Source organism: Nannocystis bainbridge (assembly GCF_028368995.1).
Lineage (GTDB): Bacteria > Myxococcota_A > Polyangia > Nannocystales > Nannocystaceae > Nannocystis > Nannocystis bainbridge.
In genome coordinates, this window is sequence record NZ_JAQNDL010000002.1 from 90,981 (window position 1) to 105,797 (window position 14,817).

The 14,817-nt window shown below is 69.0% G+C and carries 15 protein-coding genes and 1 tRNA gene; 13 read left to right on the plus strand and 3 right to left on the minus strand.

The genetic code is table 11. The features are described from left to right. Nucleotides 1–141: 141 nt before the first annotated feature. Entirely contained in the window at nt 142–1,737 is a 1,596-nt protein-coding gene (locus POL25_RS18105; RefSeq protein ID WP_272087332.1) for a M16 family metallopeptidase, read from the minus strand. 35 nt (nt 1,738–1,772) lie between these two features. Further along, on the minus strand, nt 1,773–3,242 hold the full coding sequence (locus POL25_RS18110) for a M16 family metallopeptidase (protein ID WP_272087333.1): 1,470 nt from the start codon (nt 3,240–3,242) through the stop codon (nt 1,773–1,775). A 448-nt stretch (nt 3,243–3,690) separates the two neighbouring features. Here POL25_RS18110 and POL25_RS18115 point away from each other — a divergent pair. The 8 genes from POL25_RS18115 (at nt 3,691) to rplI (ending at nt 9,898) form a co-directional block, all read left to right on the plus strand. Beyond that, nucleotides 3,691–3,762 (plus strand) — tRNA-Gln (locus POL25_RS18115). A gap of 35 nt (nt 3,763–3,797) precedes the next feature. Next, a complete protein-coding gene (locus POL25_RS18120; protein ID WP_272087334.1) occupies nt 3,798–4,745 on the plus strand; it encodes a ribose-phosphate diphosphokinase in 948 nt (315 codons plus the stop codon). 143 nt (nt 4,746–4,888) lie between these two features. After that, nucleotides 4,889–5,581, plus strand: a complete 693-nt coding sequence (locus POL25_RS18125; protein ID WP_272087335.1) for a 50S ribosomal protein L25 — start codon at nt 4,889–4,891, stop codon at nt 5,579–5,581. Nucleotides 5,582–5,613: 32 nt separating this feature from the next. Then, the gene (gene pth / locus POL25_RS18130) at nt 5,614–6,192 is read left to right on the plus strand and encodes an aminoacyl-tRNA hydrolase (RefSeq protein ID WP_272087336.1); all 579 of its coding nucleotides are present in this window, start codon (nt 5,614–5,616) and stop codon (nt 6,190–6,192) included. 99 nt (nt 6,193–6,291) lie between these two features. After that, the gene (locus POL25_RS18135; RefSeq protein ID WP_272088777.1) at nt 6,292–8,505 is read left to right on the plus strand and encodes a sodium-translocating pyrophosphatase; all 2,214 of its coding nucleotides are present in this window, start codon (nt 6,292–6,294) and stop codon (nt 8,503–8,505) included. A gap of 178 nt (nt 8,506–8,683) precedes the next feature. Next, on the plus strand, nt 8,684–9,184 hold the full coding sequence (gene rpsF, locus POL25_RS18140) for a 30S ribosomal protein S6 (RefSeq protein ID WP_272087337.1): 501 nt from the start codon (nt 8,684–8,686) through the stop codon (nt 9,182–9,184). A gap of 3 nt (nt 9,185–9,187) precedes the next feature. Beyond that, the gene (gene rpsR / locus POL25_RS18145) at nt 9,188–9,424 is read left to right on the plus strand and encodes a 30S ribosomal protein S18 (RefSeq protein WP_272087338.1); all 237 of its coding nucleotides are present in this window, start codon (nt 9,188–9,190) and stop codon (nt 9,422–9,424) included. Nucleotides 9,425–9,451: 27 nt separating this feature from the next. Next, nucleotides 9,452–9,898, plus strand: coding sequence for a 50S ribosomal protein L9 (gene rplI / locus POL25_RS18150; protein WP_272087339.1), 447 nt, complete (start codon nt 9,452–9,454; stop codon nt 9,896–9,898). A 178-nt stretch (nt 9,899–10,076) separates the two neighbouring features. Here the strand turns inward: rplI and POL25_RS18155 are convergent, their stop codons facing one another. Then, nucleotides 10,077–10,313, minus strand: a complete 237-nt coding sequence (locus tag POL25_RS18155; RefSeq protein ID WP_272087340.1) for a hypothetical protein — start codon at nt 10,311–10,313, stop codon at nt 10,077–10,079. A 47-nt stretch (nt 10,314–10,360) separates the two neighbouring features. On the opposite strand from POL25_RS18155, the gene POL25_RS18160 reads away from it, so the two are divergent. From POL25_RS18160 to POL25_RS18180, 5 genes are all read left to right on the plus strand, one after another. Then, nucleotides 10,361–10,858 (plus strand): hypothetical protein, encoded by a 498-nt coding sequence (locus tag POL25_RS18160; protein ID WP_272087341.1) that lies wholly within the window; start codon nt 10,361–10,363, stop codon nt 10,856–10,858. 59 nt (nt 10,859–10,917) lie between these two features. Further along, nucleotides 10,918–12,333: a replicative DNA helicase gene (gene dnaB / locus POL25_RS18165; RefSeq protein ID WP_272087342.1), complete on the plus strand. Its 1,416-nt coding sequence runs from the start codon at nt 10,918–10,920 to the stop codon at nt 12,331–12,333. Between the two features lie 163 nt (nt 12,334–12,496). Next, the gene (locus POL25_RS18170; protein WP_272087343.1) at nt 12,497–13,543 is read left to right on the plus strand and encodes a serine/threonine-protein kinase; all 1,047 of its coding nucleotides are present in this window, start codon (nt 12,497–12,499) and stop codon (nt 13,541–13,543) included. 13 nt (nt 13,544–13,556) lie between these two features. Then, on the plus strand, nt 13,557–14,381 hold the full coding sequence (locus POL25_RS18175; protein ID WP_272087344.1) for a purine-nucleoside phosphorylase: 825 nt from the start codon (nt 13,557–13,559) through the stop codon (nt 14,379–14,381). 112 nt (nt 14,382–14,493) lie between these two features. Further along, complete coding sequence (locus POL25_RS18180) at nt 14,494–14,739, plus strand: hypothetical protein (protein WP_272087345.1); 246 nt, start codon at nt 14,494–14,496, stop codon at nt 14,737–14,739. Nucleotides 14,740–14,817 lie beyond the last annotated feature (78 nt).

Consider the following 14,817-nt stretch of genomic DNA (forward strand, 5'->3'; position numbering starts at 1 on the left):
GCCGTGAGGCGAAACCCGGCGGGCCGTGGATCGAGTCCCGGAAAAGCTGCGGTGCTCGGCCCGCGGGCCCCGTACGCGCGAAGGGGGCCTCGCGCTTCCGCGGGGCCCCCCTGGGGTATCACGAGCCGCTGCCGCGGTCGATTACTTGGCCGGGGCGGGCGCGGGCGCCGGTGCGGCGCCAGCAGCCGCGAGGGCGTGGTTGGCGGCGCAGAAGGTGGTGTCCTTCTCGAGGCACTTGAGGTCGGTGTCGTAGTGGACGATCGTGGCGTCGGGCAGCGCGTCCTTGATCTGCTGCTCGGTCTTGTCGGCGCGGCCGACGACGACCACCACCGGCACGTCGTTCATGAACTTGCGCGACATGGTCTTCATGTCGGCGATCTGGACCTTGCGGACCTCGTCGCGGTAGGTCTTGTAGTAGTCGGCCGGCAGGCCGTAGGTGAGGATCGTGCGCACGCGGCCGGCGACCTGGTCGGCGGTCTCGATGCTCAGCGGGAAGCTGCCGATCGCCTCGCGCGTGACGTCCTCGAACTCCTTCGCGGTGACGTCGGTGTCGCGCATCTTGTTGATGTGGCCGAACACGGCCTTGAGCATCTCGCCGGTGCTGGCGGTCTTGGTCTTGGTCCAGATCCGCCAGGTGCCCGGCGCGACGCCCGGCTCCATCTTGGTGTAGATGCCGTAGGTGAGGCCCTTCTCCTCGCGCACGTCGAGGAACAGGCGCCCGGTCGAGCCGCCGCCGAGGATGTCGGAGGCGAGGTCGAGCTTGATCCACTCGGGGTTCTTGCGCGCGAGCGCGAGGTTGCCGATGCGGATGTCCGACTGCGCCGAGCCGGGCCGATTGACCAGGTGGACGATCAGCTTGGGCGGGTGCTTGTACGACTTGAAGCCGTTGAGCGGGTTCGACGGGGCCTGGCCCTCGATCGGCTTCCACTTGGCGAACACCTCGTTGCCGAGCTTCTCCGCCTCGGCGACGGTGACGTCGCCGGAGAGGATCAGGTAGCTGTTGTTCGAGCGGTAGAAGGTGTCGTGGAACTTCTTGACCGCGTCGACGGTGACGGCGTCGATCCGGGCCTCGGTCGGCAGCGAGCGCCCGTACGGGTGGCCCGCCGGGTAGGCGGCCATGTCGAACAGCGCGTCGGCGAGGACGTCGGAGTTCGACTTCATCGCCTTGAGGCCGGTCTTGGCCTTCTCCTTGAGCTTGTCGAGCGCGGCCGGCGGGAACGCCGGGTTGACGACCTCGTCGGCCATCAGCGTCAGCGCCAGCTTGATGTCGCGCTTGAGCACCTGCGTGTAGACGCTGGTGTCGTGGACGCCGGCGCCGGCGCCGAGGCTGCCGCCGACGAACTCGATCTCCTCGTCGATCTTGGCCTTGGTGCGGGTCTTGGTGCCCTCGCCGAGCATGCTGGCGGTCATCTCGGCCAGCTGCTCGTCGTCCATGGTGCCGGCCTTGATCACCAGCTGGGCCGAGATCAGCGGGACCTCGTGGTTCTCGACGACGTAGATCTCGAGGCCGTTCTTGGTCTGGATCTTCTGCAGGTCGGGGAACTGGACCTCGCGCGGCTCGGTCGGCGGCGGCGGGTCCTGGTAGATGCGCGCGGGCTTGTCGGCGACCTGCGGCGCGTCGGCCGGCTTGTTGGCGTCGGGCGCGGTGGTCTCACCCTTGGGCTTGCCGCAGCCGGGGGCGGCGAGCGCGGCGACGACGAGGGCTGTGGCGAAGGAATGCGTGGTGCGCGTGAACATGGTCTTTGGCTTCCTGTCCTGGAGGTCAGCGCTGCTCAGCCCGGGCCCATCATCGGCGCGCCGGTCGATCCGGGGTTGATCTCGAGGGTCAGCCAGTTGGCGCCCAGGTACTCGTTGGCGACCCGCTTGATGTCGGCGGGCTTGACCTGCTGGTACTTGTCCAGGTCGGTGAGGACGAACTTGGGGTCGTTGTGGAACAGCGCGCCGGTGGCGATCGAGTTGGCGCGGCCGGCGTTGGTGGCCAGCGTCTCGACCGTGTCCATCACCTGGCGGTTGATCGCCTTTTGCAGCTCCTTGGCGGTGATGCCGTTCTTCTGGACCTTGGCGACCTCGTCGCGCACGACCTGCTTGATGGCGTCGAACTTGACGTCCTTGTTGGGCAGGGCCTGGACGAACACGAGGCCGACGTCGCGCATGGCGAAGTGGGTGCCGCCGCTGACGGCGGTCAGCTTCTTCTCGTCCTGCAGGATCTTCGGGATGCGCGCCGACTCGCCGACGAGCAGGATGTTGCTCAGCAGGTCGAGGGCGTGGCGGTCGGGGTGGTTGGCGCCGACGGTGTGCCAGCCGAGCAGGAACAGCGACTGCTGGGCCAGCGGGTCCTCGACGATGGTCTCGATCGGCTTGCTGCGGTCGACCTGGCCGATCGCGGTCGGGGTGCGATCCGGGCCCTTCTTGATGTCGCCGAAGTACTTCTCGACCTTGGACTTGAGGTCGTTCAGCTCGACGTCGCCGACGAACACCAGCACCGCGTTGTTGGGCGCGTAGTACTTGTCGAAGAACGCCTGCACGTCGGGGGTCTTGGCGGCGTTGAGGTCCTCGAGGCTGCCGATGACCTCGTGGCCGTAGCCGGTGCCGGTCCAGGCGGCCGACAGCCACTTCTGGACGGCGGCCGCGTACGGCACGTTGTCCATGCGCATGGCCTTCTCTTCCTTCACGGCCGAGCGCTGGTTCTCGAAGTTGGCGTCGGTGATCTCGAGCGAGCGCAGACGGTCCGCCTCCAACCACAAGCCGAGCTCCAGGTACTGGCTCGGCAGGTTGTTGTAGTAGATCGTCATGTCGTAGTTGGTGCCGGCGTTGTTGTTGCCGCCCACGCGCTGCACGAAGGTCAGGTGGCCCATCGGCGGCACGTTCTTGCTGCCCTCGAACATCATGTGCTCGAACAGGTGGGCGAAGCCGGTGCGGCCCTGGACCTCGTCGCGCGAGCCGACGTCGTACAGGAGCGTCATGTTGAACGCCGGGGTCGAGTGGTCCTCGACGACGTAGACGCGCAGGCCGTTGGCGAGCGAGAACTCCTGGACCGGGAGGTCGAAGGCGAGCCCGCCCTTGGCCGGCTTCTTGGCGGCCGTGGTCTTGCTTCCGGGCGCAGGATCCGCGGCGGGCGCGGCGTCAGCGGCGATCGAGGAGAGCGTCAGGCCACCGCAGAGGGTGAACAGGGCCAGGGTGCGGCCGGCGCGGCCGGAGAGGGTTCGGCGCGATCGTCCGTGAGACTTCAGCGTGGGCGACATGGGATTTGGTCGTCTCCTGCGAGGGCCGCAACCTAGCACACGGCCCCAGTGGCGGTGGGACAAAGCGGGACCCTCGCAGGCGCCCGAGACCCATCCTCCCACCTGCTTTGTGCCGCGCTGCCGAGCAAGAGAACTCACGTGATTCGCGGGGCGCCCGCGCGGCAGGCCACGGGCTTCGGACCCCCAATTTCACCGCGATCGTCGCCAGACCCTCGGGCCAGGTCGTCAGGGGCAGGCGCCGGCGGCGCCTCGGCGGGAGCGGCCGGCGACGTCCGCGTGTGACCCCGCCTACGTGGCGCAGGGCCGCTGGCGTCGGGCTGAGCGCCGGTAGGACGGTTGACAGCGCCTTTGGGCTAATCCTATAAAGCGCGCGCCCTGGGGCCCGCTCCTGCGATCCTCAGAGCACGGTCAATTCGCAGGGCTCGGCCCTTCGAGGCTGAACAAATGCTGGGGCGTCGGCAAGTGGTAAGCCAGCGGTTTTTGGTACCGCCATTCGTAGGTTCGAATCCTACCGCCCCAATTCATCTCCGCTGACCTTCGACCGAGGACCCGCGCTTGAACAAGACCTTCACGATCTTCGGCGGCAACTCGAACACGGCCCTCACCGCGGAGCTGTGCGACCACCTCGGCATCTCGCAGGGCAGGGCCCGCGCCGAGCGGTTCTCGGACGGCGAGATCTTCGTCGAGATCGGCGAGAACGTGCGCGGGGTCAACTGCTTCATCATGCAGTCGACCTGCTCGCCGCCGAATCGCAACTTGATGGAGCTGCTCATCATGATCGACGCGCTCAAGCGGGCGAGCGCCGGGTCGATCGTCGCGCTGATGCCGTACTTCGGCTACGCCCGCCAGGACCGCAAGGTCAAGCCGCGCACGCCGATCTCGGCCAAGCTGGTCGCCGACCTGCTGACCGCCGCCGGGGCCGACCGCGTGCTCGCGGTCGACCTGCACGCCGGCCAGATCCAGGGCTTCTTCAACATCCCGTTCGACCACCTGGTGGCGACGCCGGTGTTCCGCGACCTGCTCAAGCTCGAGGGCCTGCGCGGGCAGGAGGTCGTGGTGGTCTCGCCGGACGCCGGCGGCGTCGAGCGGGCCCGGCTGTACTCGAAGCTGCTCGACTGCCCGCTGGCGATCATCGACAAGCGGCGCGACGGGCCCAACGTCAGTCAGGTGATGCACCTCATCGGCGACGTCGCCGGCAAGCGGGCGATCCTCGTCGACGACATCATCGACACCGCCGGGACGCTGTGCAACGCGGCCGAGGCGGTGCTCAAGGCCGGCGCGACCGAGGTCTACGCGGTCGCCACCCACGGGGTGTTTTCGGGCCCGGCGATGGACCGCATCAACAAGTCGGTCATCAAGCGGATCTGGGTGACCAACAGCTGCCCGCAGGAGGACCGGCTGGCCCGCTGCGACCGCCTGACGGTCGTCAGCCTGGGGCCGCTCCTGGCCGAGGCGGTCAAGCGCATCCATCACGGAGACTCGATCTCGAGCCTGTTCTACTAGCTCTACGGTCTCACGACCGACAATGGTCGCACCGACCGACCAAGACCTCTGCCCGACCGGCGGCGAGCCCGATGGTGTGGTTCCCACCCGGAGGCGAGACAAGAGGGTCCCGAACGGACCCGACGAGAGAAGAGACAATCACCATGAATCAGCAACGCGAACTCACGGTTCAGATCCGGACCGGCACTGGCAAGGGCGAGGCCCACAAGCTCCGCGCGTCCGGCAAGATCCCCGGCGTGATCTACGGCCACGGCGGCGAGCACCTGACGATCGCCCTCGACCCGCTGCTCCTGCGCAAGGCCGCCGACCCGGCCCGCAAGCGCAACACCTGGTACGCCATCCGCGTCCAGGAAGAGGGCAAGGCCGACCGCGTCGAGTCGTGCATCATCGTCGATCGCCAGCTCGACCTGGTCCGCGACGACATCTTGCACGTCGACTTCCTGCGCGTCGACCCGAACCGCGAGCTCGAGATCAAGCTGCCGCTCGAGTTCACGGGCCGCGCGGCGGGCGTGGCCGTCGGTGGCACGCTGAAGACCATCGCCCGCGAGGTCCGCGTCGCGGTCAAGCCGGCCGACGTGCCGACCAGCTTCATCGTCGACGTGACGCCGCTCGAGGGCGGGCAGACGCTGCGCGTGCGCGACGTGAAGTTCCCGGAGGGTCGCCTGCTCGACCACCCGAACATCCCGCTCGTCCTCGTCGAGTCCGCCAAGGTCAAGCAGGACGAGGGCGCCGAGGCTGCGGCGGGCAAGAAGCCCGCTGCGGGCAAGGCTGCGCCGGCCAAGGCCGCTCCGGCCAAGGCGGCGGCCGCTCCGGCCAAGGACGCCAAGAAGAAGTGAGCCTCCACCGCCGATGTTGAGGGCGCGCGCAGATGGCCGACCAGGCGCCATGGCTCCTCGTGGGCCTCGGGAACCCCGGGGCCCGCTACGCGCGCACGCGCCACAACATCGGCTTCATGGCGGTCGACGCCTGGTGCGACAAGGCCACGAGCTCACCGAGCTGGTCCGAGAAGTGGAAGGCGCAAGTCGCCACCCTCGGCACCGGCTCTTCGCGCGTCGTGGCCTTGAAGCCGCAGACCTTCATGAACCGGTCCGGCCAGAGCGTCGTCCCGGCCGCTCAATTCTTGCGCGTGCCGCCGCCGCAGATCCTCGTCGTCCACGACGAGGTCGACTTCCCGCTCGGTCGCCTGGCGGTCAAGAAGGGCGGGGGTCACGGGGGTCACAATGGCCTGCGTGATATCCTGCAGCTGCTCGGCAACGGCGATTTCCTGCGGATCCGCCTCGGCATCGGCAGGCCCGTGCACGGCGAGGTCGCCGATCACGTGCTTTCCGACTTCCGGCCCGACGAGGAGCCGGTCGTCGACGACCTGCTCGCCCGCGCCGTCGCGGCGATCACCAGCGTGACCCGCGAAGGCGTGGTCACGGCGATGAACAAGTTCAACACCACCTGACCCCTGGCGCCCGTCGCCAGCTCTCCCATCCCAGCTTCCCGGCCCTCCGTGCCGGTTTTCCGGCCCCTTGGGGCCCGAGTAAGGACTCCCCCCGTGGACATGCCGATCCAAAACTTGCTGTACGCCGTGCCGGCCTGCGGCGCTCTAGCCTTGCTGTACGCGGTCTTCACGACGGCCTGGATCACGAAACAGGACCCCGGCAACGTGCGCATGCAGGGCATCGCGGAGCAGATCTTCCGCGGCGCCATGGCCTTCCTGGCCGCCGAGTACAAGGTCCTGGCGATCTTCGTGGTCGTCATCGCCGGCCTCCTGATCCTGACGGCCGACCCGGCGAGCTCGTCGCCGCTGATCGGCGTGTCGTTCGTGTCGGGCGCGCTGTGTTCGGCGCTGGCCGGCTTCTTCGGCATGCGCGTGGCGACCCGCGCCAACGTGCGCACCGCCGCGGCGGCGCGCACTGGCCTGTCGCCGGCGCTGTCGGTGGCGTTCCGCGGCGGCGCGGTGATGGGCATGTGCGTGGTCGGCCTCGGTCTGGTCGGCTTCGGCTCGCTGTTCCTGTTCTACCTCGGCCACTTCGACGCGCTCGCGCAGGTCGACGGCGACGCGCTCGAGCTGACCCGCGTGATCAACCTGCTGGCCGGCTTCTCGATGGGCGCCTCGTCGATCGCCCTGTTCGCCCGCGTGGGCGGCGGCATCTACACCAAGGCGGCCGATGTCGGCGCCGACCTGGTCGGCAAGGTCGAGGCGGGCATCCCCGAGGACCACTTCCTCAACCCGGCGACCATCGCCGACAACGTCGGTGACAACGTCGGCGACGTCGCGGGCATGGGCGCCGACCTGTTCGAGTCGTACATCGGCGCGATCGTCGGCACCATGGTGCTCGGCGCGGTCGCGGTGTCCGGCAAGCTCGAGGCCGCGATCCTGCCGCTGCTCATCGCTGGCGCGGGCATCGTCGTCTCGATCCTCGGCACCTTCTTCGTGCGCACGAAGGAGGGCGGCAACCCGCAGGTGGCGCTCGACACCGGTTCGTTCGGCGCGGCCTTCGTGATGCTGCCGATCTCGTACCTCATCATCGACTACTGCGTGCAGTCGGCCGCGGCCAACGGCACGCCGCTGATCCTCGAGCAGGGCGCGGCCCCGATCACGACCATGGCCCTGATGTGGGCGATCGTCGCGGGTCTGGTGGCCGGCGTCTTCATCGGCCTCATCACCGGCTACTACTGCTCGAAGGGCAAGCGCCCGGTGAACAGCATCGTCGACCAGTCGAAGACCGGCCCGGCGACCAACATCATCGCCGGCATCGGCGTTGGCTTCGAGTCGACCGCGATCCCGATCTTCCTGATCGCCGGGGCCATCTGGGTCGCCAACGACTTCGCCGGCCTGTACGGCGTGGCCCTCGCCGCGCTCGGCATGCTCTCGACCACCGGCATCCAGCTCGCGGTCGACGCCTACGGCCCGATCTCCGACAACGCCGGCGGCATCGCCGAGATGAGCGGCCTCCCGCCGGAGGTGCGTGGGCGCACGGACAACCTCGACGCCGTCGGCAACACCACCGCGGCGATCGGCAAGGGCTTCGCCATCGCCTCGGCCGCGCTGGCCGCCCTGTCGCTGTTCGCGGCCTACCGCAACGTCGCCTTCCGTCCGGGCGAGGAGCTGATGCTCACCAACCCGGAGGTCCTCATCGGCCTGCTGGTCGGCGGCATGCTGCCGTTCCTGTTCTCGGCGATGGCGATGAAGGCGGTCGGCAGCGCCGCCATGGACATGATCACCGAGGTTCGGCGGCAGTTCCGCGAGATCCCGGTGCTGCGCGCCGCGCTGGCGCTGGTCACCAAGGCCGAGCACGAGGGCCGCGACCTGACCCCCGAGGAGGACCGTCAGGTGATCGAGGCCGGCAGCAAGACCGAGGTCGAGCGCTGCGTCGCCATCAGCACCCAGGCGTCGATCCGCCGCATGGTCGCCCCGGGCATGCTGGCGCTCATCTCGCCAGTCGTCGTCGGTCTGTGGTCGCGCTTCGCGCTGGGCGGCTTGCTCGCCGGCACCCTGGTGTCGGGCGTGATGCTGGCGATCTTCATGTCCAACGCCGGTGGCGCCTGGGACAACGCCAAGAAGCAGGTCGAGGACCAGAAGAAGGACACCTCGCAGGAGGGCAACAGCGGCAAGGGTTCCGACCGCCACAAGGCGGCCGTGATCGGCGACACCGTCGGCGACCCCTTCAAGGACACCGCTGGTCCCAGCCTCAACATCTTGATCAAGCTCATGACCATCGTCGCGGTCGTGATCGCCCCGACCCTGCTCAAGCTGGCCTCGGGCACCTGATTTCCGCCGCGCGGCCCTCTTGCGGGGGGACGCGTTCGGGGGTACACCTCGCGGCCCGTCCGGATGTTCCGGGCGGGCCGTTTGCTTTGCGGCTCGTCCGCGGGCGAGCGACGAGGCCCTTCGGGGTCTCCCTCCTTGCTCCCATGGTGGGGGCCAGCAAGTCCACAAGGAGACTTACATGTCCGAAAGTACAGTCGGCCAGGTCGTCTCGGTCCAGTCGCGCAAGGGCACCAAGCGCGAGTACGAGACCGTCATCATCCTTCGGCCCAACGTCAACAAGACCGGCATCCTCGAGCTCGTGCACAAGATGCAGGGCGTGTTCGAGAAGTACGGCGCGCGTCTCATCAAGATCGAGAACTGGGGCAGCCGTACGCTGGCCTTCCCGATCAAGCGCTCGCCGACCGGCATCTACCTCTACTGGCGCTTCCTCGGCGGCTCCGACATCGTCCACGAGTTCGAGCGCATCCTGCAGATCGCCGAGTCCGTGCTCCGCTACTACACGGTGCGGGTCGAGGACGACGTCGACCCCGACGCGCGGCCCTCGGAGATGACCGAGGACCTGCTGCAGGCGGTGGCCGAGCCGCCGCCCGAGCCGGAGCCGCAGCCAGAGCCGGTGCGTGAGGAAGAGGATCGCTTCGTCTCTGACGACGGCGATTTCGACGAGGAGAGGAGGCGCTAAGTCATGAGCGAAGAGAAGACATCCCGCCCGAGCAAGGCCAGCCGTGCTTCGTTGCTCGCCAGCGACAAGACCCTGGTCATCGACTACAAGAACCCGCAGCTGCTGCGCGCCTTCCTCACGGATCGCGGCAAGATCGTCCCCGCCCGGATCTCCGGCGTGACGGCCAAGCAGCAGCGCCAGATCACCAAGGCGGTCAAGCGCGCGCGCATGCTCGCGTTGCTGCCGTACACGGTGGCCTGACCTCGAGGACAGAAAGGTTAACCGCTCATGTTGGAACTCATCCTTCGCAGCGACGTGCCCGGCCTCGGCCGCGCCGGCGAGGTGGTCAAGGTGCGCCCGGGTTACGGCCGCAACTACCTCATCCCGCGCGGGTTCGCGCTCGCCGCCACCCGCGGCAACATCGCCCAGCTCGAGCACCAGAAGCGCCTGATCGCCGCCGAGCAGGCCCGCGTGCTCGCCGAGCACAAGGCGATGGCGCAGAAGCTCAAGGGCGTGTCCGTCTCGATCGCCCGCAAGAAGGGCGGCGAGGGCAAGCTGTTCGGCTCGGTGTCCACCAAGGACATCGCCGAGGCGCTGGCCAACCAGAACATCACGATCGACCGCAAGCTGATCAAGCTCGACGAGCCGTTCAAGAACATCGGCACCTACGAGGTCCCGGTGCGCTTCAGCGGCGACATCACCGAGACGATCCGCGTCAACGTGGTCGGCGTGTGAACGCCGGGCCGGCCCGTCTCGGGTCGGTCACGTGAGAAGAAGACGAGGGGTCCGCGATGCGGGCCCCTCGGCGCTTTCGGGAGTCGGTGTGAGCGGCGTCGAGGACGCCGACGATGTCAGCCGTTCGTCCGCGATGCGGGCGCTCGCGTTGGGCGCCCCGACGAACGCCGCTCGCGGCTCACTCGCCTTGCAGGCGCTGGGCGCTGCAGTCGCCCATCAGGCACTGGGCCGAGTACACGCCCTTCTGGCCGCAGCCGGCGACGTGATACTTGCCGTAGACCTCGTCGCCGCGGACCTTGAGCTTGTCGGCGTCGCACTTGAAGTCGGTGGCGGCCTGGGTGCGCGTGACTTTCTCCAGCTTGCCGGCGCAGGCCGAGAGCGTGAGGGCGGCGAGAGCGACGAAGACGTAGCGCATGCCGGTCACCTTGCCACGACGGGCCCTGGCGTGAAAGTCTGCCGCAGATGGAGCGCCACTACCTCGCCGACTACGACGCGCTCGGGCTGCCGCCCGACGAAGCGCTGCGCCGCGTGATCGCTCGCGCCGACGCCGACGCGCAATTCTTCGAAGACCTCGACCGCTTGATGTTCGAGCTCGCGCCGATGACTGCCGACCAGCTCGACTGTCACGCGCCCAAGTTCGTCGTGGTGGCGATGGACGGCGGAGGCAGCGCTTACGGGCGCTACGTCGACGCCAAGGTCGCACGCACCGTCGGCCTCCCGTGGGTGATGTGGGATCACGAGGATGACGCGCTCATCTACCTGGCCGACGACACCGCCGCCTTCTTCTCGGGCCTCATCGATTTTCGCCTCCATCACACGCCGAACGATCCGAGCGCTCGCCGCGTGCGCGCGGTGCTGACGGAGCTCGGGCTAGAGCTCGGCGCGCCGGGCAAGAGCATGCCGGGCTTCCTCGCCGGCAAGCCCGCCGCGTGGTTGCCGGCGGGCCCGCTGTCGCACTAGTTGCGCCGCCCGCGTGCTCGACAGCGGGCGCGCGGCTCGTGCATCCTCCGGGGCTGACGATGGCTGGACGCACTCTCCCGCACAACAGCGAGGCCGAGGCGGCGATCCTCGGCGGCATCATCTTGCGCGGCGATCAGGCGCTGCTCGACGTGCTCGACGTGGTGCGCGAGGAGGACTTCTATGTCCCGTCGCACCAGGCCGTGTTCCGGGCCATGCGGGCGCTGTCCGAGAAGCGCGAGCCGATCGACACCGTCACGCTCGAGGCGCAGCTGCGGGCCAGCGACGAGCTCAAGCTGGTCGGCGGCATCGAGGCGCTGTCGCGGCTCGCCGACCGCTACGCGACCAGCCGCAACATCACCCACCACGCGGAGATGGTCCGGCGCACGGCGACGATCCGCAACCTCGTCGTCGTCACCAAGGAGATCGCCGAAGAGGGCATGGGCGACCTCGAGGCGCCGGACGAGTTCATCGACCAGGCCGAGAAGCGGGTGCTCGAGGTCAACGAGCGCGGGCGCAAGACCGGCTACGTGTCGTCGCGCGACCTGCTGATCCAGGTGTTCAACCAGATCTCCGAGCGGGCCAAGCGGAAGAACCCGATCACCGGCGTGCCGACCGGCTTCACGCAGCTCGACCACATGACCGGCGGGCTCCAGCCGGGCGACCTCGTGATCATCGCGGCGCGCCCGTCGATGGGCAAGACGGCGTTCGTGCTCAACCTGGCGCAGAGCGCCTGCATCATGCCGCAGCGGTTCGACGGCCTGCCCGACGGCGAGCGGCCGGTGATGCACCCGGTGCTGTTCTTCTCGCTCGAGATGGGCGCGAGTCAGCTGGTCGAGCGCGTGCTGTGTGCCGAGGCCCGCGTCGACGCCGGCAAGCTGCGCACCGGCAACTATCTCGAGGAAGAGTGGATCCGCATGACCAGCGCGGCGTCGCGGATCGCCCAGAGCAAGTTCTACATCGACGACCAGGCGGCCCCCTCGATCCTCGAGATGCGGGCGCGTGCGCGTCGCTTCAAGGACGACAAGAACATCTTCCCCGGCATCGAGGGCCAGTTCGGGATGATCATCGTCGACTATCTCCAGCTCGCGCGCGGCGGCAAGTCCCGCTACGACTCGCGCGAGCAGGAGATCAGCGAGATCTCGCGCGGGCTCAAGGCGATGGCCAAAGAGCTGCGCATGCCCGTGCTGGCGCTGTCCCAGCTCAATCGCGCGGTCGACACGCGCGCCGATCACAAGCCGCAGCTCTCGGACCTGCGCGAGTCCGGCGCCATCGAGCAGGATGCAGACGTCATCATGTTCATCTACCGGGCCGAGCGCTACGCGGCGACCGAGGACGAGAAGAAGAAGGTCGAGAACCAGGCCGAGATCATCATCGGCAAGCAGCGCAACGGGCCGATCGGCGAGGTCCAGCTGATGTTCATCAAGCACATGACGCGCTTCGAAAACCCGGCCGAGCCGGGCTTTCATCGCGACTGAGGCCCGCCGGGAGGCGGCCTGGGGGCCACGGGCCGGCGCGGGCCGGGCTGCGCCATCGCCGATCGATCGCCGCGCCGCCCGCAGGATCGCCTGAAACGCCAGCAGGGGCCGTTTGTTCGCAACGTAGCGGCGCCGGCGCGGTCCGTGCTAGGTTGTGGGGGCGATGTCGTCGGCACCGACTCAGATCGGCCCCTACAAGGTCAAAGGCCTCGTCGGCAAGGGGGCCATGGGGGAGGTCTATGAGGGCGTCGACGCCGGCCTCGGTCGGCGGGTGGCGATCAAGATCCTCGGCAAGAAGCACCGCGAGTCCGAGGAGTTCAAGACGCGGTTCCTCCGCGAGGGCAAGGCCCTGGCGCAGATGAATCACCCCAACGTCGTTGCGGTGTACTTCATCGGCGAGCACGAGGACCGGCCCTTCCTGGCGATGGAGTTCCTCGACGGCGAGGACATCGGCGCGATGCTGAAGAAGCGGGGCGCGCTGCACCCGGGCGACGCGGCGGAGGTCATCCGCCAGGCGGCGATCGGGCTCGCCGAGACCCAGCGAGTGGGCGTCGTACACCGCGACGTGAAGCCGTCGAACCTGGTCGTGACCTCGACCGGCATCGTCAAGGTGACCGACTTCGGCCTGGCCAAGGCGCTGCAGGAGGACCTGTCGATCACCGCCACCGGCGTGTTCGTCGGCACCCCCGACTACCTCGCGCCCGAGCAGGCGATGGGCAAGGAGGTCGACGCGCGCGCCGACGTGTACGCGCTCGGCTGCTCGCTGTTTCACATGTGCAGCGGTCACCCGCCGTTCCGCAAGGGCGGCCAGGACGACCACTACACCGCCGTGGTGCGCCGCCACCTGCGTTCCGAGCGGCCCGAGCTCAAGTACGAGATCAAGGGCTTCGACGAGCCGCTGTCCGACCTGTGCCGGCGGATGATGAGCCGCCGCCCCGACGTGCGCCCGTCGTTCGAGGAGCTCAAGGTCGGCCTCACCGAGATCTCGAAGCGGCTGGGCGGGCAGGTGCCGCCGCGCCACGCCGACGTCGAGCTGCGCTCGCCGGAGGAGATCAGCGAGAAGATCCGGCAAGAGCAGAAGAAGACGCCGACCGGCATCACGGCCGGGTCGCCGCCGAACGGGGCCACGCGCACGACGATGATCGCGGTCGGCGTCGGTGTGACGATCGGCATCGCCCTCGGCGTTGTGCTGGCGGTGATGAGCCTGTAGAGCTTGGCTCTGCATGCTCCACTCCGACGACCCGCACTACCACCGCGCCGCCGAACACCTGCGTGAGCGCCTCGAGGGCGCCAAGATCGACTGGGTCGTAGTGTCCGGCTCCGGCTTCCTCGGCATGGCCGGCTCGGGGCCCGAGGGGCTCGGCTTGACGGTGGAGGGCTCGATCCCGCTGCGCGGCCTCGGCCTGCCGGTGCCCACGGTCGCCGGCCACGGCAACGCGGTGGTGTTCGGCACCCTCGGCAACCTGCGCGTCGCGGTGCAGACCGGACGGATCCACCCCTACGAGGGCCACCCGATCAACGTCGTCACCGCGCCGCTGTGGGCGATGCTGGCCAACGGCGCCCGCGGCGTGTGCCTGACCTGCGCCGTCGGCGGGCTCGACCCGTCGCTGCGCACCGGCCAGGTGGTGCTGCTCAAGGACCAGATGAACCTGTTCGGCCCGACCCCGCTGGTCGGCGCCCGCTTCATCGACATGAGCCAGCTCTACAGCCCGCAGCTGCGCGCGCGCCTGCAGGCGATCGACCCCGGGCTCGGCCCCAGCAGCCTGACCGAGGTGGTCTACGCCCACGCCCGCGGGCCGCAGTACGAGACGGCGGCCGAGACGGCGGCCCTGCGCACGCTCGGCGGGCAGGTGGTCGGCATGTCGACGACGTACGAGGCGATCCTCGCGGCCGCCCACGGCGCGGCGGTGTGCGGCGTCGGCGTGGTCACCAACGCGGCCAGCCAGGTCGGGCTCAACCACGAGGAGGTCCAGGAGCGCACGCGCGCGGCCAGACCCCAGGTGGCGAGCCTGCTGCGCGGGCTGCTGGCCCAGCCGCCTGGCGCTTGAGGCATGTGCCTTCGGGCATGTTCCCTCGGGCATGTCTGAAGGGGCATGCTCGAGAGGGCATGTCCGAACGCGCAGGCTGCGGAGCGATGCGCGGCCGCCGGAAGGAGCCGCTGTGACCGACGAACCCGTGGCCCTGCCCCGCGCCGAAGCCTGGCGGCTCTATCGCCTGCTCGAGCACCTGAACGCGTTCGCCCACGACCCGATGCACTGGCGCGACCCGCAGGAGGTCGACGCGTGGATCACCCCCGAGGTCTACGCGGAGCTGAGGCACGCCTATTACGAGGTCGCAGGCGCGTGGTTCCCCGTCGATCCGGAGACCGGCGAGGTCGTGGGGCCGGAGCCGGTCGAAGAGGAATGACGGCCGCTGGTCGGACGTCGCTGGAGCCGCGCGCGAAGGTCGGCGCCCGCATCGGCGCACGGCGGTGAGCGGCCGTCG